At 54.3% G+C, this 20,795-nt stretch carries 19 protein-coding genes; 6 read left to right on the forward strand and 13 right to left on the reverse strand.

From position 1 onward, the window contains the following. Positions 1-78: 78 nt before the first annotated feature. Both DSD30_RS05915 and DSD30_RS05920 read right to left on the reverse strand, forming a co-directional pair. Positions 79-2,400 carry a sensor domain-containing protein gene (locus DSD30_RS05915; RefSeq protein ID WP_114008725.1) on the reverse strand — a complete coding sequence of 774 codons (2,322 nt, stop codon included), beginning with the start codon at positions 2,398-2,400 and terminating at the stop codon, positions 79-81. 260 nt (positions 2,401-2,660) lie between these two features. Further along, the gene (locus DSD30_RS05920) at positions 2,661-3,287 is read right to left on the reverse strand and encodes a hypothetical protein (RefSeq protein ID WP_157967581.1); all 627 of its coding nucleotides are present in this window, start codon (positions 3,285-3,287) and stop codon (positions 2,661-2,663) included. 344 nt (positions 3,288-3,631) lie between these two features. On the opposite strand from DSD30_RS05920, the gene DSD30_RS05930 reads away from it, so the two are divergent. Next, positions 3,632-5,200 carry an inorganic phosphate transporter gene (locus tag DSD30_RS05930; RefSeq protein ID WP_114008728.1) on the forward strand — a complete coding sequence of 523 codons (1,569 nt, stop codon included), beginning with the start codon at positions 3,632-3,634 and terminating at the stop codon, positions 5,198-5,200. 77 nt (positions 5,201-5,277) lie between these two features. Here DSD30_RS05930 and DSD30_RS05935 read toward each other — a convergent pair whose 3' ends face one another. After that, entirely contained in the window at positions 5,278-5,646 is a 369-nt protein-coding gene (locus DSD30_RS05935) for a hypothetical protein (RefSeq protein WP_114008729.1), read from the reverse strand. Positions 5,647-6,120: 474 nt separating this feature from the next. On the opposite strand from DSD30_RS05935, the gene DSD30_RS05940 reads away from it, so the two are divergent. The 3 genes from DSD30_RS05940 (at position 6,121) to DSD30_RS05950 (ending at position 8,415) form a co-directional block, all read left to right on the forward strand. Next, a complete protein-coding gene (locus DSD30_RS05940; RefSeq protein ID WP_114008730.1) occupies positions 6,121-6,414 on the forward strand; it encodes an ArsR/SmtB family transcription factor in 294 nt (97 codons plus the stop codon). A 48-nt stretch (positions 6,415-6,462) separates the two neighbouring features. Then, positions 6,463-7,503, forward strand: a complete 1,041-nt coding sequence (locus DSD30_RS05945) for a permease (RefSeq protein WP_114008731.1) — start codon at positions 6,463-6,465, stop codon at positions 7,501-7,503. 84 nt (positions 7,504-7,587) lie between these two features. Then, complete coding sequence (locus DSD30_RS05950) at positions 7,588-8,415, forward strand: transglutaminase-like domain-containing protein (RefSeq protein ID WP_114008732.1); 828 nt, start codon at positions 7,588-7,590, stop codon at positions 8,413-8,415. A 97-nt stretch (positions 8,416-8,512) separates the two neighbouring features. Here DSD30_RS05950 and DSD30_RS05955 read toward each other — a convergent pair whose 3' ends face one another. The 6 genes from DSD30_RS05955 to DSD30_RS05980 all read right to left on the reverse strand — a co-directional run bounded on the left by DSD30_RS05955 (position 8,513) and on the right by DSD30_RS05980 (position 15,329). Further along, the gene (locus tag DSD30_RS05955; RefSeq protein ID WP_157967582.1) at positions 8,513-8,881 is read right to left on the reverse strand and encodes a hypothetical protein; all 369 of its coding nucleotides are present in this window, start codon (positions 8,879-8,881) and stop codon (positions 8,513-8,515) included. 239 nt (positions 8,882-9,120) lie between these two features. Beyond that, positions 9,121-10,188 (reverse strand): BMP family ABC transporter substrate-binding protein, encoded by a 1,068-nt coding sequence (locus DSD30_RS05960; RefSeq protein WP_114009617.1) that lies wholly within the window; start codon positions 10,186-10,188, stop codon positions 9,121-9,123. 124 nt (positions 10,189-10,312) lie between these two features. Beyond that, complete coding sequence (locus DSD30_RS05965) at positions 10,313-11,233, reverse strand: ABC transporter permease (protein WP_114008734.1); 921 nt, start codon at positions 11,231-11,233, stop codon at positions 10,313-10,315. After that, on the reverse strand, positions 11,233-12,318 hold the full coding sequence (locus DSD30_RS05970) for an ABC transporter permease (RefSeq protein ID WP_114008735.1): 1,086 nt from the start codon (positions 12,316-12,318) through the stop codon (positions 11,233-11,235). Before DSD30_RS05970 ends, DSD30_RS05965 begins: the two co-directional genes overlap by 1 nt. Continuing rightward, positions 12,308-13,897 (reverse strand): ABC transporter ATP-binding protein, encoded by a 1,590-nt coding sequence (locus DSD30_RS05975; RefSeq protein ID WP_114008736.1) that lies wholly within the window; start codon positions 13,895-13,897, stop codon positions 12,308-12,310. Before DSD30_RS05975 ends, DSD30_RS05970 begins: the two co-directional genes overlap by 11 nt. 496 nt (positions 13,898-14,393) lie before the next feature. Further along, positions 14,394-15,329: a LysR family transcriptional regulator gene (locus DSD30_RS05980; protein ID WP_198662853.1), complete on the reverse strand. Its 936-nt coding sequence runs from the start codon at positions 15,327-15,329 to the stop codon at positions 14,394-14,396. A gap of 14 nt (positions 15,330-15,343) precedes the next feature. Here DSD30_RS05980 and DSD30_RS05985 point away from each other — a divergent pair, with 14 nt between their 5' ends. After that, a complete protein-coding gene (locus DSD30_RS05985; protein ID WP_157967583.1) occupies positions 15,344-15,571 on the forward strand; it encodes a hypothetical protein in 228 nt (75 codons plus the stop codon). Positions 15,572-15,598: 27 nt separating this feature from the next. Here DSD30_RS05985 and DSD30_RS05990 read toward each other — a convergent pair whose 3' ends face one another. The 3 genes from DSD30_RS05990 to DSD30_RS06000 form a co-directional block, all read right to left on the reverse strand. After that, positions 15,599-16,372 (reverse strand): TerC family protein, encoded by a 774-nt coding sequence (locus DSD30_RS05990; protein WP_114008738.1) that lies wholly within the window; start codon positions 16,370-16,372, stop codon positions 15,599-15,601. A gap of 75 nt (positions 16,373-16,447) precedes the next feature. Next, entirely contained in the window at positions 16,448-17,143 is a 696-nt protein-coding gene (locus DSD30_RS05995; protein ID WP_114008739.1) for a CDP-alcohol phosphatidyltransferase family protein, read from the reverse strand. A gap of 119 nt (positions 17,144-17,262) precedes the next feature. Continuing rightward, positions 17,263-18,258: a DUF2182 domain-containing protein gene (locus tag DSD30_RS06000; RefSeq protein WP_198662854.1), complete on the reverse strand. Its 996-nt coding sequence runs from the start codon at positions 18,256-18,258 to the stop codon at positions 17,263-17,265. 231 nt (positions 18,259-18,489) lie between these two features. Here DSD30_RS06000 and DSD30_RS06005 point away from each other — a divergent pair, with 231 nt between their 5' ends. Beyond that, positions 18,490-19,719, forward strand: coding sequence for a UbiH/UbiF family hydroxylase (locus DSD30_RS06005; RefSeq protein ID WP_114008740.1), 1,230 nt, complete (start codon positions 18,490-18,492; stop codon positions 19,717-19,719). A 9-nt stretch (positions 19,720-19,728) separates the two neighbouring features. Here DSD30_RS06005 and DSD30_RS06010 read toward each other — a convergent pair whose 3' ends face one another. Further along, entirely contained in the window at positions 19,729-20,679 is a 951-nt protein-coding gene (locus DSD30_RS06010; protein WP_114008741.1) for an AEC family transporter, read from the reverse strand. Between the last annotated feature and the right edge of the window lie 116 nt (positions 20,680-20,795).

Here is a 20,795-nt window from a genome sequence, read left to right on the forward strand (position 1 = left end):
CAAACCAAGTCACATCACCCAAGCAAATCACACAAGACACGCGCCGCGCTGAAAGGCTCACCAATCAGGCCATCAGGCTTAGGCGACGAATGCCACGGCATCATCAAGCAAGGCTTGTTGACCAGCTCCACGATTGAAACTCCGGGTGAACAAGGCAAAGTCCTTCAATGGCATCGGTCGGGCAAACAAGTATCCCTGATAGGCATGACAGCCCAGTTGCTGCAAACGCACTCTTTGTGCTTCCGTTTCGACACCTTCGGCGATCACACTCAGACCAAGGGTTTTGCCAAGGGCAACAATCATCTCGGCAATCGCGGCATCGTTGGGATCAATCAGGATGTCGCGCACGAAGCTCTGATCGATCTTGAGTTGATCGAGCGGCATTTCCTTCAAATAGAATAGAGACGAATAGCCCGTACCAAAATCATCCAGCGAGAACAGAACCCCGTACTTTTTGAGATTCAGCATCTTGCAAATGCACTCGTCCATATTGCGCACAAGCATGCTCTCGGTGATTTCGATCTTCAGCTTGTCGGCCGGAGCGCCGCTTTCTTCCAGCGCGGAGATGACCGACCGGACGAACCCCTTGGCATGCAGCTGCACAGGGCTGACATTGATCGAGAGAACCAGCTTCGACAGGATCGGGTCTTTCGCCCACTCGGACAATTGCAAACAGGCCGTTTTCAGGATCCAGTCACCAAGGCTCAGGATCAGACCGGAGCTTTCCGCAATAGGAATAAATTCTGCTGGCGGCACCATGCCCAGATCGTCATGGGGCCAACGCAACAAGGCTTCAACACCGACAATTTGGCCGCCACTGTTGATCTGAGGCTGATAGTAGAGCTCCAGTTTTCCCGCATTCAGGTCACGCTTCAGATCTGCTTCCAGCACGGCACGGCTATACGCTGCCGTCTGCATCTCAGGGTCAAAGAAACGAATGGCATTGCGTCCGGCCCCCTTGGCATCATACATCGCCATGTCAGCCTGTTTGAGCAATTCATCAAGCGACATGTCATCGGTCGAGAAGATCGCGATACCAACACTGGACGAGCAGGAATATTCCACTTCACCCAGCTGGAATGGCATTTCGAAGCTATTGAGAATAGCCTGCGCGGTGCCTTCCGCCAAAAGGGCTGCTTCCCCTTCGCTCGTTGCATCAATACCGGTGAGCAAAACCACAAACTCGTCGCCGCCGAACCGGGCGATGGTGTCTCCAGCCCCGACGCAGTTGGTCAGCCGCTTGGCTACTTCCTGCAAAAGCCGGTCGCCCATGTCATGCCCGTGGGAATCGTTGAGAAGCTTGAAGCGATCCAGATCCATGAACAAAAGCGCGTTATAGGCATCTCTTCGCCGACTGTCCTCGATAGCGACCTTCACTTCTTCTTCCAGATGGGTGCGGTTTGCCAGACCTGTCAACTGATCATAATAGGCCAGATGCGTAATCTTTTCCTGATTAAGCTTCTCTTCAGTGATGTCCTGAACAATACCCACCAGCCAAAGCGGTTGCCCAGCTTCATCAAACTCCGCCACCTTGCCACGATCCCAAACCCAGATGATCTTCCCATCCGGTCGTTTCATCCTGAATTCGATGGAATATGGCAAATTGCGCTCGACCAGCATCTGCAGCGCCTGACGCACTTTTGATCGGTCTTCAACCAGAATACAGCTTTCGAACTCTGCAAAGGAACAGTCACTCCCCTGAACCCCTGTAATCAGTTCCCACTGGTGATTATGCAGCACCTGATTGGTTTTTGCATTCCACTCCCACAAGCCTTCCTGAGACACATCCAGAACCTGCTGCAACCGTTTCTTGTTGCGATCCGCCTCCACCTTCAGTTTGGTGATATCGGTGATATCCTTGGCCAGTACGAAAATTTTAGGATCGCCATTGATGTCACGAAACGGAATCTTGAGCGACTGAAAGTGGCGAGCCTCACCGGTTTCCGTATCGGTGGAATCCTCATAAACCTGCTCAATCTGATTCCTGTTCATCACGGCCTGAACATTTTCAAGAAAGAAGTCCGCCTGTTCCCGGTTGCCGGTAAAGTGGAAGTCATCTTTCCCAACCATGTCTTCAGGCTTAGCCCCATAAAGTGAGGCGACCGTTTCATTGCAGAAAACAAAATTGCCATCATAATCTTTGGCAAGGACGACGTCAGGCATGGCGTCAAAGATGCGGGTCAAGATTGCATTGTGCTTTCGGTATCGCCGTTTGATCACGCTCATCAGAGTGAATGCACTGATCCCGTTGATGGCAAACACCACGGCAACTGCGAGTGGTCCAGCAATTGCCCCCTCGATCAAAGAAAGCGCGACCAGAATACCAAGGGAGTTCAGCAACACATGGAGCATCACCATGCCAGCCAGTCTCTTCCATGATAGTCCCGTGATGTTGAACATGCTCAACCCTCGCCTGCAATATGCTTGAATTTTGGACGCCTTAATCAGTAATTCGATTAAAATTAGAATCGAAATGTCAAAATAAACCTAATGCGCTTCCCACTAGCTGGGGCATTTGTGCAATGATTTGTTCATGTTAGCAGACAGGCGAGACAGAATGCGGTGCAACAGCACAGCCGCAGCAGGCAATAATGTCTAAAATTCTGAGGGGATCAAGAAATACGCACTAATGCGGAAGACCGCAGAAACTTGCGAAAGGATCAGCGGATCTGTAGTTCCAGCTCTTGTCGCATCGATCGGTATTTGTGCCGCACATCGCGCAAGGACTGAATGCGATCCATCAAGTCCTTAATCTTGCGCTCATAGTCGGCAATCGTCTGGCGAGATTGTGTGATTTCATTGTCCGACTGTTCCTCTTTGGCCGCAACAGCCTCGAAGGCCGCATCGAACAGGGCCTCTGTCTCACGGACATAAGCATCACTCAGCACGGACTTTGTTGATGGAAAGCGAACCTGCATATGCTCAATCAGACGCATGATGCCAATGCTTTCCCACTCGTCGTCCACTTCGCGGATTTCGCCATTTTGAGCAACGAAGGCGACATTCTCCCGAATATCCGGGATCATGATCGACAACCGAGCCAAGGTTGCCCGGTCATTGCCCTCATGGTTGCGGAAGGCACTGTCGAACAGACGCAGAGCAACAGTCTGATCTGCTGCAGACAAGGCGCAATAGCTTTCCCGGAACGTCTTGTTGTCCAGCGCTTCAACGGTCTCGGCAAAAACCTTTCCGCTGCCATCCAGCTCTCCTCTGACGTCATCCAGACAAGACAGAGCGGGCGTTGAAAACAAAAAAACGGACAGCGCGAGAGAAGAGAGGCGTTTCATCACAACCCACAGGGTTTGGCAGAGAGACATTTTGAACCGCGCGACCATAAGTTTCCTATCGAAACCATATTTGGGACCCGGGCGACCAAAAATTGTAGGTCGCTTGTATCAACAAATCCCCCCGCTTGGGAACAGCAAAAGAGCAATCAGTGCGCCAAACCCTCAAGAAACTGTCGATATGTCGAGAAATTTCGATGATTTTCGTGTCCGCTTTGATAAAGCGCTTCGCGAGACCGCTCGATTTCGAGCATTGGAGTTTTACTTTGTCCTGAGTTCCAACGCTGCCAACCAAGACATGCAGCTGGAGACCGACCCGCCGAAGAATGACATGTCCTGGAGGGACTATGAAGATTCGTGACTATGTGAAAATTGAGAATGCGACCGATCTCAGTCGAACCGAAGTGGGACGGATAGGCACTGCAGTCATTTTCATTGTGGCAGTGATGATCTATTCAGGCAATCAGTTTGCCCATGTGGAACAATCCTTCTTGTTGATTGCAGCCTCGGTGATCGGAGCCTACATGGCCATGAATATCGGAGCCAACGACGTCGCCAACAATGTTGGCCCCGCTGTTGGTTCCTTCGCGATGACCATGACGATGGCAATCGGCATTGCCGCCATCTTTGAAGCAGGCGGCGCCATCATCGCCGGGGGCGAAGTGGTCAACACCGTCAAGAAAGGCATCATTAACCCGGCAGATCTGAGCAACAAGGATGTCTTTGTCTGGGCAATGATGGGAGCCCTGATGGGTGCGGCCATCTGGCTCAATGCGGCAACCTGGCTCGGCGCACCGGTTTCAACCACCCACTCGATCGTTGGTGGCGTGATGGGCGCAGGCATTGCGGCGGCCGGTTGGGAAGTCGTCAACTGGGGCTCAATGTCAAAAATCGCCGCCAGTTGGGTGATTTCCCCTATCATGGGCGGCATCGTTGCGGCTCTGACCCTTTACATGCTCAAGAGACTGGTCTTCTTCCAACCCAACCCGGTGGCAGCCGCACGGCGAATTGTCCCGATCATGATTTCCATCATGGCTTGGGCCTTCACCACCTATCTTGCTTTGAAGGGCATCAAAAAGCTCATCAAGATTGATTTCAGCACGGCGCTTATGGCTGGTGCAGCGGTCGCGGTGCTCTGCTATCTGATCGTCAAGCCGATGGTCGCCCGGGCAACAAAAGACCTGGCTCCAGACAGGAACAGCGTCAACAGCCTCTTCACCGTGCCGCTCATCTTTGCGGCAGCGCTTCTCAGCTTCGCTCATGGTGCAAATGATGTCGCCAACGCCGTGGGCCCGCTGGCAGGTGTCGTCGAAGTACTCAGTTCAGGCACCGGTTCCGCCAAGGTGAGCATACCCATGTGGGTCATGGTCATTGGCGCGATTGGCATTTCCGTCGGGCTGGCGCTGTTCGGGCCGAAATTGATCCGCACCGTCGGCAGCGAGATTACCGAGCTCGATCGCTCGCGCGCTTTTTGTATCGCGCTTGCGGCGGCCGTAACTGTGATCATAGCCAGCCAGCTCGGCATGCCAATCAGCTCCACCCATGTGGCATTAGGGGCTGTTTTCGGCGTTGGGTTCCTGCGTGAGTTCCTCGACCAGCGCATGGGCCGGGTGGTCGAAACCGTGCTGGCCAAGCATCAGGGCGACCCGGACATCGACCATGTGGAAGAGGTGCTGATGGAATTCAAAAATGCCCCGCTGGACGACAAACGCCTGATGCTCAGTGCGTTGAAAGAAATGGGTCCGGAAGCGGCCATCACCGCAGCCCAGCAAAAAAAGCTGAAAAAGGCCCTAAAGCGTCAACTGGTCAAACGTTCGTCTCTTTTGAAGATTGCATCGGCCTGGGTGATTACAGTTCCGGTATCTGCCTGCCTTGCAGCCTTTTTCTTCTACACGCTGCGCGGCATGATGATCTAAGCAGACCAACAATCGCTCCATTGCGACAAACCCGGTCTCATCGAGGCCGGGTTTTTCGTTTGGATCTTGGGGGGCTTTTAGCAGCCACACGGCGTCAACTCTGCACTGTCAGAGGAACAATAGATCTCCTGGCGCGGAAACCCGATCACATGCCCATCAAAGGTTGCGCGAAAGCCGCCATTGGCCCAACACCATTCCCCCTGCCCCAGCACCTTGTGCGACGCATCACAGCTCCGGCCCAAATAGATCTTCTCCGGGTTCAGTGTCTCGACACGCGACATCGCGCCACCCTCGATAAAACGAAAAACCGGATAGCTGGATGTCAGCACATATCCATCCTTGTTGCAGGACATGCGATAGGCATGGGCTTCAGAAGAAACATAATCGCCAGCCATAGCATGAAAGGAAAAACTGGAAAGAAACAAAAAACAAAGGAAGGTGCGCATCAGCAATGCCTCATATCAGGGGCCGCAACTAAGTGATTTCACTCTATCGTCGGTTTAGCGACCGATACAAAAAGGGAAATCAATCTCCCTCCCAAACCACGTAGATGCAAAAAAATGAGGCCCATCACAAGGAAGGACCTCATTTGCAGCATCCAATGAAGCGAGTCCCCCACATATACTAGACCCTAAGGACACTGCCAATAATAACAAGTCATCGAAAACCAGCACCTTCATCATGCAGAAAATCTGGGACACAATCAAGCCCTACACTTGTACCAAGGCACTACCTATGCGCGTATTTCACAAGAATATACCCAACTTTCTACCTTAAATAGTGATCAAATTATAGGCAACTCATATAGTTGACACCACTTTGACCTCTTCTGACACGATCCGCAGATAGGAGATTGACATTCCTTTCAATATATCTATAAAACTAGTTTATTCGAATTATTTTACGATGAGGTGCAAACGTTGAAACAGGAACAGGCCGCCCTTGGCTTTGCTGCAATCGGTTCGGAAGCGAGACTGGTGGTGTTGCGCTGTCTGGTGCGTGCAGGCTCTGAAGGTTTGAGCGTCGGCACCATTCAGGAGCGAACCGGCATCGCCCCCTCAACTCTGGCCCATCACCTGAAGTGCCTCGCAGCCGCCGAGGTCATCCTGCAGGAAAAACAGGGCAGATCGATCGTCAACAGGGCCAACTTCGATCATCTGAAGCTACTGTCCACCTACATTCTCGACGAATGCTGCGCCGACGAGAGCCCCTGATCAGCGTTCAAATCTTTCATTCCATCAGATCATGTCACGAGGTTCCCTATGACGGAAGTCACCCAAGGTCTCTCCCCCACCTGGCGCTCCCAGCTCAATGGGTTGCTATCGCCATGGACCATTGTCATTCTGGCCCCGGTTTGCGTTGCAATTCTGGATTTTTCCAATCTGGTCCCGGTCACCTCAATTGCGGTCAAAGCTTTTCTGGGCACACTGCCAGTCATCGCATTTGCCGTCTTTCTGATTGCCTATCTCAAAGCCGCTGGCGCGGAAGCCATGGTAGCTGAAGCCTTCAAGGGCAAGGAAACCCGGATGATCTTTCTGGCCGCCTTGCTCGGTGGTCTCGCCCCCTTTTGCTCTTGCGAGGTAATCCCTTTCATTGCGGGTCTGCTGGCCTTGGGAGCGCCTTTGTCAGCGGTCATGGCCTTCTGGTTGTCCTCACCCCTGATTGACCCACCGACCCTTCTGATCACGGCATCGGCTTTGGGGTGGCCATTTGCGGTTGGCAAAGCTGTCTCCGCTGTAGCATTGGGGCTGTTCGGCGGCTTCGTCATTGCCTTCGTGATCAAAGCTGGCTGGCTGACCGAGCCACTGAAGAAAAACTCCGTCGGATGCTCGTCCTGCGGCTGTGGCCCCTCACCCTTTTCGGGCAAGCCTGTTTGGCCCTTCTGGAAGGAAGACAAACGTCAGGCTCTGTTCTGGAGCGAGTTGAAAACCAATGCCCTGTTTCTGATCAAGTGGCTGGCGCTCGCCTACACGCTCGAAGGGCTGTTGATCACCTATGTCCCGGCCTCGGTCATTGCCGGTCTGGTTGGCGGGTCCGGCATCCTGCCGATTGGCATTGCAGCCTTTGTCGGCATCCCGGCATATCTCAATAGCTATGTTGCTCCGCCGCTTCTCGCCGGATTGATGGAACAGGGCATGAGTGCTGGTGCGGCCATGTCATTCATGGTTGCCGGAGCCGTCAGCTCGATCCCCGCCATGGCGGCGGTCTGGTCGCTGGTCAAACGCCGAGTCTTTGCCCTTTATCTCGGGCTTGGGGTTGTTGGCGCCATTCTGTCGGGCGCCATCTTCCAATTGTTCATCTGATGTCACGCCCCGCCTTGATGATCAAGGCGGGGTTTCTGATCCCGGACGCCCCCAAAATGCAGGCAATCATCTCGCGAGGAACGCATGACTGGCATCGTAAAACTGGAAATTGACTGCCGAGACAAAAGCGGCATTCTGCTGGCCCCAACCGGCCTTGACACCCCGCACGAGCGCTGCCTTGGTCTACAGGTAAAGGGGGGTGTTGCCCAATCGGTCATCGAAACCCAAACCGGTCAAAGCCTGCAGCAAATCACCCCGCAAGCAGAAAAGCTTGTCCTGACCTATTCCTATCAGAATGATGACAGCGCCCAGCCCTATCCCGATGCAATTTTCCGTTTCCACGACAGTCGCTTCACCCGAGCGGCCGACGCCCTGTGTGAAGAAGCAAACACCATTGCGCCAGAGCTGACGGGCACGGACCGCATTCAAGCCATTGCCTGCGCCACCGCAGAGCGCTTCACCTATGGCCACCCGCCAGAACGGTTTTACGAAGGCCATGACGAGGTCCCTGCATTGGGATGCGGTGTGACCGAAGGCTCCTGCGTCGACATCAACACCTATTTCATTGCCGCCCTGCGCGCCACTGGCTTTGAAGCGGGCTATGTCACAGGCTATTTCTTCCCCGAAGAAAAGGCTGGTCTCTGCAATGACATGCATTGCTGGGTCATTAGCCGCCATAACGGCATCTGCCTTGAATGGGACATCGCGCACCATCTCAAAATAGGCCGCAAGGATATCGAGCCGGGCCTCAACCCCAAGCCCGGCTGTCGCCACGCTGTGGCCCACTCGATGGGCCTCGACATTCCGGCCCATGGCATCCACGACATGAAGCTGATTGCCGAACCAATCTGGCTGTTGCCAGAGGGTCAACTGGCTCCCAGCTTGCCGCTCATATCCAGATTGTCCAAATAAATTACCCCAATAAGGCATAAGCACAAAAACCCCGGAAAACCATTTCCGGGGTTTAAACATAATTGGGCAGCCCGATTGTTGCGGTCCAATAATCCGCTCAATGCCCAGCCTTTGGCCCCAGATACAACGCGCAAAAGAAGGCTTGTCCGCTATTGCGTGCAGTCAGTTTGACTGAATATTTCAGCTTCAACCGCTTATCTGTTGGCTTCCAGTTCGCTTGACCAAAATAGGCAAAGACATGCCATAGACGATGATCCTTGTTTGGTGCGGTCGTGAAAGTCACTTCGGGCTTGAGAAATTTGCCTGCCGATTTGGGATTGACGCATTTCATAGAAGTCGGAATGAGGTTCTTTTTCTTGAACATTTTCAACGTCTTCATCGTGGCTCTATGCCCGGTGCCAGCATCGAAATACGCGCTTGCCGGCATCGTTGAGGCAAGAAACAAGCCCATCACTCCGGCAAACAAAAGGCGGGTTCCAATTACAGAAACGTTCATAATCCAACTTCCATCTTTCCAAATTGCGATTTTGCAACCCTACAAATACAATTTTCGGTTGTCTCTTGTTGATTTTGCTTATTCTTGATCAATAACTTTACTTACCCACGAAAAAGCGACCATCCCCATACAAAAAGCCCCCGGAAAGATCACCTTCCGAGGGCTCTTAAGTTTATGGCCTGCCCGAACCGGGCAGCGTCAAACTTGCCTTATTGTGGCAGTTTGTCGTCGACGCCTTTGACATACCAGTTCATGCCAAGCAGGGTGCCATCATCCAGTACTTCGCCTTCTTTAATGGCCTGAGACCCATCCTGCTTGAAGATCGGGCCGTGGAACGGATGCAGGGTGCCTGCTTTGATCGCGGCAGTGGTTTCTTCAGCCATTTTCACAACATCGTCTGGCAGGTTGGTGAATGGTGCCATATGAACCATTTCCTTGTCGAAACCACCCCAGGTGTCTTCGGCTTTCCAGGTGCCATCCATGGCAGCCTGAACGCGAGACACATAATAGTCTGCCCAATTGTCAACGATCGCGGTGAGCTGGTTCTTTGGAGCGAACTTGATCATGTCGGATGCCTGACCAAAGCCGAGCACATTGCGCTCCGCTGCCACCTGCAAAGGTGCCGCAGAGTCGGTATGCTGGGAGATGATGTCAGCGCCCTGATCAATCAGAGCTTTGGCAGCATCAGCTTCCTTGCCCGGATCGAACCAGCTGTTGACCCAAACAACCTTGACCTTCATGTCAGGATTGACAGACTGAGCACCCAGCAGGAAGGAGTTGATGCCGCGCACCACTTCCGGAATTGGGAAAGAGCCGATATAGCCAACGGTGCCGGATTTGGACATTTTGGCAGCGATCTGACCAATCACGTAGCGGCCTTCATAGAAGCGGGAGCCATAGGTCGCAACGTTCTTGGAGCGCTTGTAACCGGTCGCATGCTCGAACTTCACCTTTGGATATTTCTTTGCAACCTTGATGGTAGGGTTCATAAAACCAAAGGACGTCGTGAAGATCATGTCGTTGCCAGAACGGGCCAGCTTTTCGATCACACGCTCGGCGTCAGGTCCTTCGGAAACATTCTCAACATACGTGGTCTCGACTTTGTCGCCAAAAGCGGCTTCGACAGCGAGACGACCCTGATCGTGCTGGTAGGACCAGCCCATATCACCCACCGGACCAACATAAACAAAGCCAATTTTGACCTTTTCAGCAGCCTGCGCCGCGCCCGCGGCCAGACCCAGAGCAACGGCAGCCGCCGCTACAAAAAGCTTTTTCATTTGAAGCATCCCTCTCATGGTTGCCAGATCCATTGACTGGATCCTTTGCTTGCGATTGCTGCATCCCGAACAGGACCATCCGGAATGCTGTTTGTTGGACTGTCGGCAGCCTTGCGACAGTCAATCATCGATCCGGAACAAAGGCCTGTCCAAGACAGGACGGGGTATTGACCCGCGCAACATTCCGGTTGCGTGAAATAAGTATCAAGGCGGCGATGGTCGCCAGATAAGGCAGCGCAGACAGCAGCTGGGACGGAATGCCCACCCCAAAGCCCTGTGCATGAAACTGCAGGATCGAAACAGCCCCGAACAAATAGGCACCAACCGCAATGCGAACAGGCAGCCAAGAGGCGAAAACAACCAGCGCCAGCGCGATCCAGCCACGCCCGGCCGTCATGTTTTCGATCCACAGATTGGTGTAGACCAGCGACAGATAGGCGCCGGACAGGCCTGCACACAAACCACCAAACAGCACCGCACCAAACCGCACCCGAATGACACTATAGCCAAGAGCATGCGCGGAGCCGTGATTTTCACCAACCGCCCGGATGATCAACCCCCAGCGAGTCTTGAACAACAGCCAACTGACACCTGCCACCAAAGCGATGGCGATATAGAAGAGAAGATCCTGCGCAAACAATCCCCTGCCGATGATCGGAAGACTGGACAGAAACGGAATGGCAATCGGTTCGAGTTTGATGCCCGGCGTGCCGACAAAATGCTCCCCAAGCATCCCTGACAGGCCAAGCCCAAGCAGCGTCAACGCCAGACCGGTCGCAACCTGATTGGCCACCAGCCCCAGCGTCAAAAGGCCGAACAGAGCCGCCATGGCGATGCCGCCCGCCATCCCGGCCAGAATACCCAGATAAGGATTGCCCGTTGTTAGCGAGGTCGCAAAGGCACAGACTGCGCCAAGGATCATCATACCCTCAACCCCGAGATTGAGCACACCGGACCGTTCGACCACGAGCTCGCCAATCGCCGCCAACAGCAACGGCGTCGAAGCAGTAACGATCGAGATCAGCAATGCTTCTGCAAATTCCATCAGTGTGCCTCTTTGCTCACGGTCTTTGTGCTGACCAGTTTGATGCGATAGTGGATGAGCGTGTCACAGGCCAGAACATAAAACAGCAAAATACCCTGAAACGCCTTGGAGGTCTTTTCCGATACGCCCAACTCAACCTGCGCGGCCTCCCCGCCCAGATAGGACAGAGCCAGCAGCAAACCGGCAAAGATGACACCAATCGGGTTCAGACGACCCAGAAAGGCCACGATGATCGCCGTGAATCCATAGCCCGGTGAAATGGTCGGAATAAGCTGCCCCATCGGTCCAGCCACCTCGAGAATGCCGGCAAGACCCGCCAGAGCGCCAGAGACAACAAAAGCAAAGACTGTCATACGCTCGCGCGAGAAGCCGGCAAAGCTGCCAGCCCGCGGCGTTGCACCCAGAACCTTGATCTCAAACCCTTTCAGCGTGCGGGCAAACAGCACGAAGATGACCCCGGCGGCAATCACCGCGAAAACCGCACCAATATGCATTCGCCCGCCTTCAAACACACTGGGTGTCAGAGCGAAATCATGGAACAGACGGCTTTCGGGGAAGTTGAACCCTTGCGGATCCTTCCATGGACCACGCACCAGATAATCGAGCGCCAGCAGGGCCACATAGGTCAACATCAGGCTGGTCAAAATCTCATTGGCCCCAAAGCGGTTTTTCAACAAAGCCGGCAAATAGCCGAACAGGCCACCCCCCAGTGCCCCCATCGCCATCATCACCGGGAACGTCATGACACTTTGCCAGTCAGGCAGCAGGATCGGCGCAACCGACCCGCAAATAGCCCCAATGGTAAACTGGCCTTCTGCACCAATATTCCAGTTGTTCGACCGGTAGCAAATGGTCAAACCAACGCCAATCAGGATCAGAGGCGACGCCTTGACCACCAGCTCCTGCAGGCTCCAGCTATCGAGCAGCGGCTCGACAAAATAGACGAACAGGGCCTGACCGGGATGAAAGCCCAGCAAACCGAACATCACCGCGCCCGTTGCCAAAGTCAGCAGGATCGCCAGCAAAGGCGACAAGAGTGACATCATGTTTGATGCGGCGCGCCGTTTTTGCAATTCAAGACGCATGGGAGCCTCCTTCTTCAGAGGTCTTTTCACTTGAAACGACAGGAATGTCATCCAGATGAGGGTCAACCCCATGGACGCCACCCATCAACAGACCGATCCGCTCCAGCGTCATGGTTTCAACCGGTTCGGCGTTTGACAAAGTGCCCTCATTGATCACGGCAATCCGATCGGCCACTTCAAAGATTTCATCAAGATCCTGTGAGATAACCAGCACCGCCGTCCCTGCTCGCGCCAGATCAAGCAATGACTGTCGGATCAAGGATGCCGCTCCCGCATCAACACCCCATGTCGGCTGAGAAACCACCAGCACGCTCGGCCCCCGGTCGATTTCGCGGCCAACCACGAATTTTTGCAAATTGCCACCGGACAAGCTGCCCGCATGCGGGTCTGGTTCGCCCTTGCGAACATCAAAGGTCTCGGAAATACGGTGACCAATCTTACCCGCTCTGGTTCGCTTGATGAAGACACCATTGCGTGTCAGCGGCTTGTCCGACCCGTGACGGGTCAGCAGCACATTCTCTGACAGGGATAGACCGGGAACTGCGGCGTGGCCCAGCCGCTCTTCAGGTACAAAGGCGGCGCCTAGATTGCGCCGCGCCGTCACGCCCTTGTGACCGACTGCGGCGTCATTGATCAAAACCGCGTCGGCTGCGCTGTCGCGTTCACCGGAAATGGCATCGAACAATTCAGACTGACCATTGCCCGCGACACCGGCAATCGCCACCACTTCACCACCCCGAACCTCGAGACAAATGCGTTTCAGCTCGATGGAAAATGGCCCTTCGGGCAGCAGATCCAGATTGTCGAGACGCAGACGTACCGGCGCATCTGTCAGATCCGGTTTGTCGCGCAGCACCGGCTTGACGCTTGTCCCGACCATCAGGGTCGCCAACGATGAGGCCGTCTCTTCCGAAGGGGTGCAATGGGCCACCAGCTTGCCATGGCGCAAAATGGTAGCTGTGTCACACATCCGCTTCACTTCCTCTAGCCGATGACTGATATAAAGGATCGAGCGCCCTTCCTTGGCCAACCGGTCAAGGGTTTCAAACAGCAACTCCGCTTCCTGCGGTGTCAAAACCGAGGTCGGCTCATCCATGATGATCAGCTGCGGATTCTGCAACAGACAGCGCACAATCTCGATCCGCTGGCGCTCACCAACCGAAAGATCTGCCACCAGATTGTGTGGCTTCAGCGGCAGACCATATTCGATGCTGACCTGTTCAACCCGCTTGGCAAGCGCTCCCATTTTCTGCCCCTTGGGCAGAGCAAGCGCGATATTCTCAACCACGGTCAAGCTGTCAAAAAGAGAAAAGTGCTGGAAAACCATACCGATACCCAGCTTGCGAGCATGGGCCGGATCGGACAGGCGCACAGCCTCACCCTTCCAGTAGATCTCTCCCGCTGTCGGCTCAAGCGAGCCATAGAGCATCTTTACCAGCGTGGATTTCCCTGCACCATTTTCACCCAGCAAAGCGTGGATTTCACCGGGCTGAACCAGAAGGTCAACGGAATCATTCGCCAACAATGTGCCAAATGCCTTGGTAAGACCCTTGGCTTGAAGTAAGGGGACGGCCGTCATGTTTGCCTGTCTTCATGAAATTCTTGAGGGGGACATGGCCACCAAGACAAAGAGATTGACGAAGCAATCCACTGCCCGGTTTTGGGTCCCGATCCATGGCAAACCGGACATAAAGCATCGATCCGATCACCGCCAAATTCCTGTCCATGTTTAAGTGACATTCCTCTGACAATCTATACGGAAGTCATAGGAACCTGCAAAATTGTTGCCGTTTTTCAGCAGAAATTAGAGAGTTATTCAGGCAACCAACAGCAGTGTGCACATATCGTGATCGATGTCTATTTGAGTGATAACCAAAAGAGACTGAAAGATTTTCAGGAGATTCATGAAAATCGAGTCAGTCTGATAAAAGCCTTTTGAAAATAGGGACTTGTACTTATTGCACAAAAAACGACATCACTGACGCAATAAAACAGCTACGACGCAAAAAAGCGGACCAGCCCCCTGATCCGCTTGCAACAGTGATTTGAGTGCATCAGAAACCGGATGCGACCCGTCAGCCATTGAACAGATCGGCAAAGAATTGCCGTGCATGCGCCAAAAACATCGCTGGCGCCAGTTTCAATTGCCGTTGCTGATGGGTGACAATCGACAGGGTATTATGCTGCAATTGCTCATCGGTCAGGGGCACGAACTGCAGGTCAGAATGATCCAGATTGTCCTTGAGACCAATACGCGTCTGGAAACAAATACCAAGCCCCCGCGCTGTCAATCGCCGCATCATTTGCAGGGTGCTGACTTCGGCAAAGACCGAAGCATCCTTGTCCGACTCAGCCAGCAGGCGATCAAGCGCAGTGCGCAAGGAGAGGCCTTTGGATGGCAGGATGATCGGATAATCGAGGCAATCGGCAAAAGCACAGGCACTGCGATTGACCAGTGGATGATCACGCGTAGCCACAGCGCCAATCTCGAACGGATGGGAATAGTTGACCGCCAACAGATCATCATCTGGCGGATCAAAGGTGAACCCGATATCGGCATCAGAATCTGTTACCAGACGGGCGATCTTGTCCGAATGGGTTACTGTGATCCGCAACTGGATGTCCGGATAGCTCTTGCCGAATGAAGCGGCCAAGTCGGACAGCAACTCGGTTGCCACGCTCTCCACGCTGGCAATTCGAACAATCCCGCGCTTCAAGCCCTTGAGCGCATCAAGCTCTGATGTCGTCTGCTCAAAATCCCGCAACACATGAGTTACATGGCGCAACAGGATGTCTCCCGCAGGCGACAATTGCAATCGGCGCCCGACACGCTCGAACAGCGGCACACCGAGGCTTTCTTCCAGCCAGAGGATTTGTCGATTGACCGCCGAGGAGGCAACATTCAGTTCACGGCTGGCGGCCCGAATGGCCCCATGTTCGGCAACAGCCGCAAAGTACCGCATGGCGGGGGAATAAAGAAGACGTGCGCGATCCAGGGGTCTGCTCCACAAATTTGGGCTCGACCATGCTTGAAGACAATCCCGGCGAAAAGTCACATTGCCGTCAAACGCAGTCGGTCAGGATGAAAACGCAGTTTTTCGGACTGAAGTCCTTGAAATTGCTCTTAGCCAAGAGTGGCACATTCGGAACGGTGAAACAAGATTTGCGCGATGGATTTGGGCCAGACCCGCCCAAAGAGACAGATTTTTTGCGCACTTTTCTGCATCAATCAGAAAAATCAGAGGCGATTTAGCGAACAGTGCGTCTGCTCCACATCGCATCAAGCCCGTTCCGCATCCGCTTCGGCTGCTTTGAGCCGCGCCAACTTGCGGCGACGGCTGGCGTCGAGCGCGATGATGTTGAGAATTTCGACCAGAACGGAAAAGCCCATCATCGCGTAAATGTAGCCCTTCGGCACATGGAAACCGATGCCATCACCGACCAACGCAAAGCCAATCAGCATCAGGAAAGAAAGAGCCAGCATCTTGGTGGTTTGATGCTTTTCGATGAAACGGGCAATAGGCCCGGAGGCCGCATACATGACCACCATCGCAATCACCATCGCCGCAATCATCACCTCGACATGCTCAGCCATGCCGATGGCCGTCACGATGGAATCGATGGAGAAAACCAGATCGATAACGATAATCTGGGCGATCGCCGCACCAAACACATATTCCGCAGCGCCTGTGCGGATTTTTGTTTCATCCTCGTCGGTAAATTCCAGTTCCAGATGGATCTCCGCCATAGCCTTGTAAATCAGGAACAGCCCCCCGACGATCATGATCAGATCGCGCCAGGAAAACCCGTGATCGAACAAGGTGAAGACCGGCTTGGTCAACCCGATCAGCCATGTCAACGCAAACAGCAAAGCGATCCGGAAAACCAGCGCCAGCAGAATCCCAATCGCCCGAGCACGATTGGCCATCTGCGCAGGTAGCTTGCTGACCAGCACCGAAATGAACACCACATTGTCGATACCAAGCACGATTTCCATCGCGGTCAGTGTCAAAAGACTGGCCAGAATGGTCGGATCCATCAGATCAGGAAACATAGCGAGCCCCTCGTTAGGCATGATGGTGTGTCAGGGACGCAGCAACATTGTCAGGCTCAACGCATTCAATGCGCCTCAGGTCCGAATTTTGTTGCGGCGATAGTGCAGGAATGCACCAATGGCGAAGAAATAAAGGCCTGTTGTGGTCAAGACAATCTGATCAAGCTGGTTGACCTGCATATCATTGAGAATGACACGCAATGCAAAGACGGACCATATGGCAACAGCGGCCAACGTGAAGGGTCGGAATTCCTTGACCCGCACCGGGTGAATGAATTCCACCGGTACAAATTGAGCGATCGCCAAAAACAGCACCATCCCCATCCCCAACACTGGCCCGGGCGTCCAGAGGAACAAGTAGAACAAAGCACCGTTCCACACGGCAGGGAAACCGCGAAACGCTTTGGATTCGGTCTTCATCCGATCATCGGCAAAATAGAGCCCGCCAGTCACGATGATAACACTCGCCGCGATCAAATCGAGCGGCTGAGGCAACAGATCGGCCCGCGCCAGCGCAAAAGCGGGAATGAATACATAAGTGGCATAATCGATCACGAAATCGAGACTATCGCCACTCCAGTTGGGCAAGGTCTCGATCACCTTGAACCGCCGGGCCAGCGGACCATCCACCCCATCAACCAACTGCGCAACAAACAGCCAGAAGAACATGTCCATCCACTCTCTGTCGGCGGCCGCAACCAGCGCCAACAAAGCAAAAATCCCGCCGGATGCGGTGAGGATATGGATCATAAAGGCTAGAAATTTGTTCATTTGTCTTGCTTCTTATATCGAACCGAGCGCTGCAGGCGATCTGTCCAGATCCACCATCAACACCTTGCCACAGACCGGATGGTCATGAGTTCAGCTTGTCGAGCTGATTTGAAACGCGCCTAGAGCCCCAAAATCGTACGCCCGGCAGGCGAGATCGAAAGAACCATCAGACCCCATACAATCAGGAAGATTCCGATCCCGCGCGTCACCCACGGATTGGGAACAACCTTTTCAATACCCATCAGGAAGCCCAGAATGGCCATCCAGATGATATTCATCACGCCGACAGCAAACATCACCACCATCAGCGCCCATGTGCACCCGGTGCAGAACAGGCCCTGCTCCAGTCCCATCACATAGGATCCGGCGCGCGTTCGGAAGAATCCGCTCTCGCTACGTCGATTGAAATAGGGGAATGGCAGTTGACAGCGCAGAAGGCAAGCCTGTTTTGCTGTGGTGAACTGATAAAAGCCTGCCAAAAGCAACGTTGAGGCAGAAAAAATCATCGACGCAGGCGCCATCACCGGCGACATGGTCTGAATCTCGGTCAGACCCCACTGGGCCAAGGTGGCGACCAGTGCAAAGCCGACCCAGATGGTCAAATAGCCAAGCGCCAGCATCAGGATCGAGAAGACCCCGGCCTTACGTCCCTTGCCTTCCTCGACAGCGGCATAGCTTTTGAGAATCGGTGCGGCCGTGGGCAACATCATGGCGACCGCCATCATGACCCACATGGCGAAGACGATTGAGAGATCCTCAAAACCCCATGCCCCCTGCCCCGGCATGCCGAAATGGCCAATCGCTGCCGAGGGAGCACAGACAGCTGCAATGAAAGCGCGGGTTGTGGCATCAAGGCTTTCAAAGCCGTTAAACACATTGAAAGCCGACATGCCCGGCCCCAGCGCTCGCATATCCATGTCGGGTGCCATGTCCACCACCATCGCGAACAGATAGAACCAGGCAAAAAGAGAGGCAATCGCGATGGCCACAAACAACAGGATGCGTGGCTTGGTTTCCGCAGCTGCCAGCTCGGGATGCTCTGCCCTAAAGCGCCGCATTTGCTCATGCAATTGCCGCGAACTGCTGGTATCGAAAAATGCACTGAGAAAACTCATCTTGGTCCAAAGTCCGTGCGTAGGAATGGTGAGGCGCACGGGTTGGATCCGGGCCTTGGTGGGATCAGAAGTAACCCATATATCAAGCCTTGTCATGCGCTATTCTGTCACAAGTCCAACCTTGTCGACGGATGGAATAAGGCCTATTGAGGGGTGGAAGTGGAACCAAGAGCAGGGTAAGAGCATGTCTAGGGCGATAAGTCTTTGACGTCAAACAGGTTGAGGTAGGGAATGCAGGATCAGAATGTGGTCAAAAAGATCGATGTTGCCGTGGTGGGCAGTGGCCCGGCTGGCCATGTTGCGGCCATTCAAATGGCAAAATTCGGCCTCAGCACCGTTCTGATCGGCCCAGCGCACAGTGGTACCGATGGTCGCACCACGGCCCTGCTTGGCAGCTCGGTTTCTTATCTTGAGCGCCTAGGGCTGTGGCAAGCGGTAAAAGCCGAAGGACAAGCCCTGCGCGTCATGCGGTTGATCGATGATACAGGCCGTCTGTTGCGTGCCCCAACCACCGAATTTGACAGCTCTGAAATCAGTCTTGAGGCCTTCGGCTATAACATCGACAACAACAAGCTGGTCGCCGCCTTGCATGCCGGTTTGGATGGCACACAGGACAATCTCATCGAAGATCAGCAATTTGCATCTTCTGTTTCTCTGGACGAAGACAAGGCCAGCATCACCATGCAAGATGGCACCATATGGCAGGCCAAGCTGGCGATCGCCGCGGATGGCCGCCAGTCGCTGGTCAAGGAAGCCGCGAACATCGAGATGCGCAAATGGTCCTATCCGCAAGCTGCTTTTGTGCTCAATTTGCGGCATGGCTCAACCCCGCACAACAACACATCAACCGAGTTTCACACCAAGACGGGCCCCTTCACTTTGGTGCCCTATCAGGATGCCTACACATCCAGCCTCGTTTGCGTGGTCACCCCGGAAACAGCGGCAGAGTTGAAGGCAATGAGCCACGAGACGCTGGCATTGGAGCTGGAACGCCGCGCCCATTCCATCTATGGCGCGTTTGAAATCCTGACCGAGCCTCAGGTCTTCCCGTTGGCCGGCATGGTTGCCAAGGGCTTTTGCGGGCCCCGTGCAGCGCTGATTGCCGAAAGTGCCCATGTCTTCCCGCCCATCGGCGCTCAGGGACTCAATCTCAGCCTGCGCGATATCGAAGCATTGGCCGATGCCATCGAAGATCAGGGTACCACGGGCTTGCAGGATCCGGGCAACGACAAGCTGCTCGCCGCCTATGATCGCTCACGCCGTGCCGACATCTGGTCGCGCACCGCTGGCGTCCACATGCTCAATATGTCGCTGTTATCCTCGCTGCCCTTTGGTCAGGGCGCCCGCACGGCCGGTCTTGCGCTGGCCAATATGGTGCCATCCTTCCGCCGCTTCATGATGAAGGCAGGTCTAGACGCCCCCAGCCGCATCGGCTCGGTCGGTGGCCCCGCAAATGACTAAAGCGGCCAATCAGAAGGGCAACACATTCTGCGTGATGAGATAGAGAAAGAAGGTCACGGTCACCACTGAGACAAGCGTGCCGATCATCACCGTACTGGACGCCCGCTCGACATAGACATCATATTGCTGTGCGACGATGAAGACATTGGCGGCAGGCGGCAGGCAGGCCATCAGGATCGCCGTCTTGATCCAGACCTCCGGCACGGTGCCCAGAAAGCCCAGCAGCAAGAACAACAACACCGGATGCAGCACCAGCTTGATCGGCAGCAAAACCGACAGCTCCCCCGGAATCCGTCGCACCTGCCGCAGGGCAACCGCCACCCCCATTGCAAACAGCGCGCAAGGGGCCGCCGCGCCGGATAGGATCCGCAGCATTTCAGCAATCCAGCCGGGTGGCTCAAAATGAATGGCGGCGGCCAGAACACCCAGAATGGTTGCAATGATGAAGGGATGCAAAAACACCTTCTTGACGACATAGAGCGTCAATTCGCGGCCACTTTTCTCATCCGTTCCACTCAAGGCCATGAAAATCGGGATCAGAGTAAAGAGCAACAGCGAGTCGAAACAGAAAATCAGTGCCGTGGGCACCGTCGCCGCCGGCCCTAGCGCGGCCAGTGTCAGCCCCGGCCCCATATAGCCAATGTTGGAATAACTTCCGGCCAACCCCTGAATGGTGGCCTCCGCCATATTGCCCTTGGTCTTCCACAAACCGAACACGAAGGCCAGAGTGAAGACGATATAGGTCGTCACCGTGGTCGCCACCACAAAGCTCCAATTGGTCAATTCTTCCAATGGCGTCTGGGAGACAAGCCGAAAGAACAAAGCAGGCAAGGCAATATAGACGACAAAGAAGTTCAGCCACGCCAACCCACCCTCTGGCAATCTGGTGATCTTGCCAGACAAAAAGCCCAGAAAGATCAGACCGAAGAAGGGCAAGGCCAAGGTGAACAGGTCGCTCATGGATAACTCGTTTGGGATGTGGCGCTGCAGCGCAGGAGGCGGAAGGATGCTCAAAGCAGGACTAAGTGTGTATCCTTAGCCTTTCAAACTTGCAAACCAAAATCAATGGCTCGCTC

Origin of the sequence: Cohaesibacter intestini, from assembly GCF_003324485.1 — a bacterium.
GTDB classification, from domain to species: Bacteria; Pseudomonadota; Alphaproteobacteria; order Rhizobiales; family Cohaesibacteraceae; genus Cohaesibacter; species Cohaesibacter intestini.

Excerpts from the sequence above, each read along its gene's own strand:
- DSD30_RS05930 (WP_114008728.1), top strand. The coding sequence starts at position 3,632 with ATGAAGATTCGTGACTATGTGAAAATTGAGAATGCGACCGATCTCAGT.
- DSD30_RS05935 (WP_114008729.1), bottom strand. The coding sequence starts at position 5,646 with ATGCGCACCTTCCTTTGTTTTTTGTTTCTTTCCAGTTTTTCCTTTCAT.
- DSD30_RS05950 (WP_114008732.1), top strand. The coding sequence starts at position 7,588 with ATGACTGGCATCGTAAAACTGGAAATTGACTGCCGAGACAAAAGCGGC.
- DSD30_RS05960 (WP_114009617.1), bottom strand. The coding sequence starts at position 10,188 with ATGAAAAAGCTTTTTGTAGCGGCGGCTGCCGTTGCTCTGGGTCTGGCC.
- DSD30_RS05920 (WP_157967581.1), bottom strand. The coding sequence starts at position 3,287 with ATGAAACGCCTCTCTTCTCTCGCGCTGTCCGTTTTTTTGTTTTCAACG.
- DSD30_RS05995 (WP_114008739.1), bottom strand. The coding sequence starts at position 17,143 with ATGAACAAATTTCTAGCCTTTATGATCCATATCCTCACCGCATCCGGC.
- DSD30_RS05985 (WP_157967583.1), top strand. The coding sequence starts at position 15,344 with ATGCTTGAAGACAATCCCGGCGAAAAGTCACATTGCCGTCAAACGCAG.
- DSD30_RS05970 (WP_114008735.1), bottom strand. The coding sequence starts at position 12,318 with ATGCGTCTTGAATTGCAAAAACGGCGCGCCGCATCAAACATGATGTCA.
- DSD30_RS05945 (WP_114008731.1), top strand. The coding sequence starts at position 6,463 with ATGACGGAAGTCACCCAAGGTCTCTCCCCCACCTGGCGCTCCCAGCTC.
- DSD30_RS05965 (WP_114008734.1), bottom strand. The coding sequence starts at position 11,233 with ATGGAATTTGCAGAAGCATTGCTGATCTCGATCGTTACTGCTTCGACG.
- DSD30_RS06000 (WP_198662854.1), bottom strand. The coding sequence starts at position 18,258 with ATGAGTTTTCTCAGTGCATTTTTCGATACCAGCAGTTCGCGGCAATTG.
- DSD30_RS05915 (WP_114008725.1), bottom strand. The coding sequence starts at position 2,400 with ATGTTCAACATCACGGGACTATCATGGAAGAGACTGGCTGGCATGGTG.
- DSD30_RS06005 (WP_114008740.1), top strand. The coding sequence starts at position 18,490 with ATGCAGGATCAGAATGTGGTCAAAAAGATCGATGTTGCCGTGGTGGGC.
- DSD30_RS06010 (WP_114008741.1), bottom strand. The coding sequence starts at position 20,679 with ATGAGCGACCTGTTCACCTTGGCCTTGCCCTTCTTCGGTCTGATCTTT.
- DSD30_RS05990 (WP_114008738.1), bottom strand. The coding sequence starts at position 16,372 with ATGTTTCCTGATCTGATGGATCCGACCATTCTGGCCAGTCTTTTGACA.
- DSD30_RS05975 (WP_114008736.1), bottom strand. The coding sequence starts at position 13,897 with ATGACGGCCGTCCCCTTACTTCAAGCCAAGGGTCTTACCAAGGCATTT.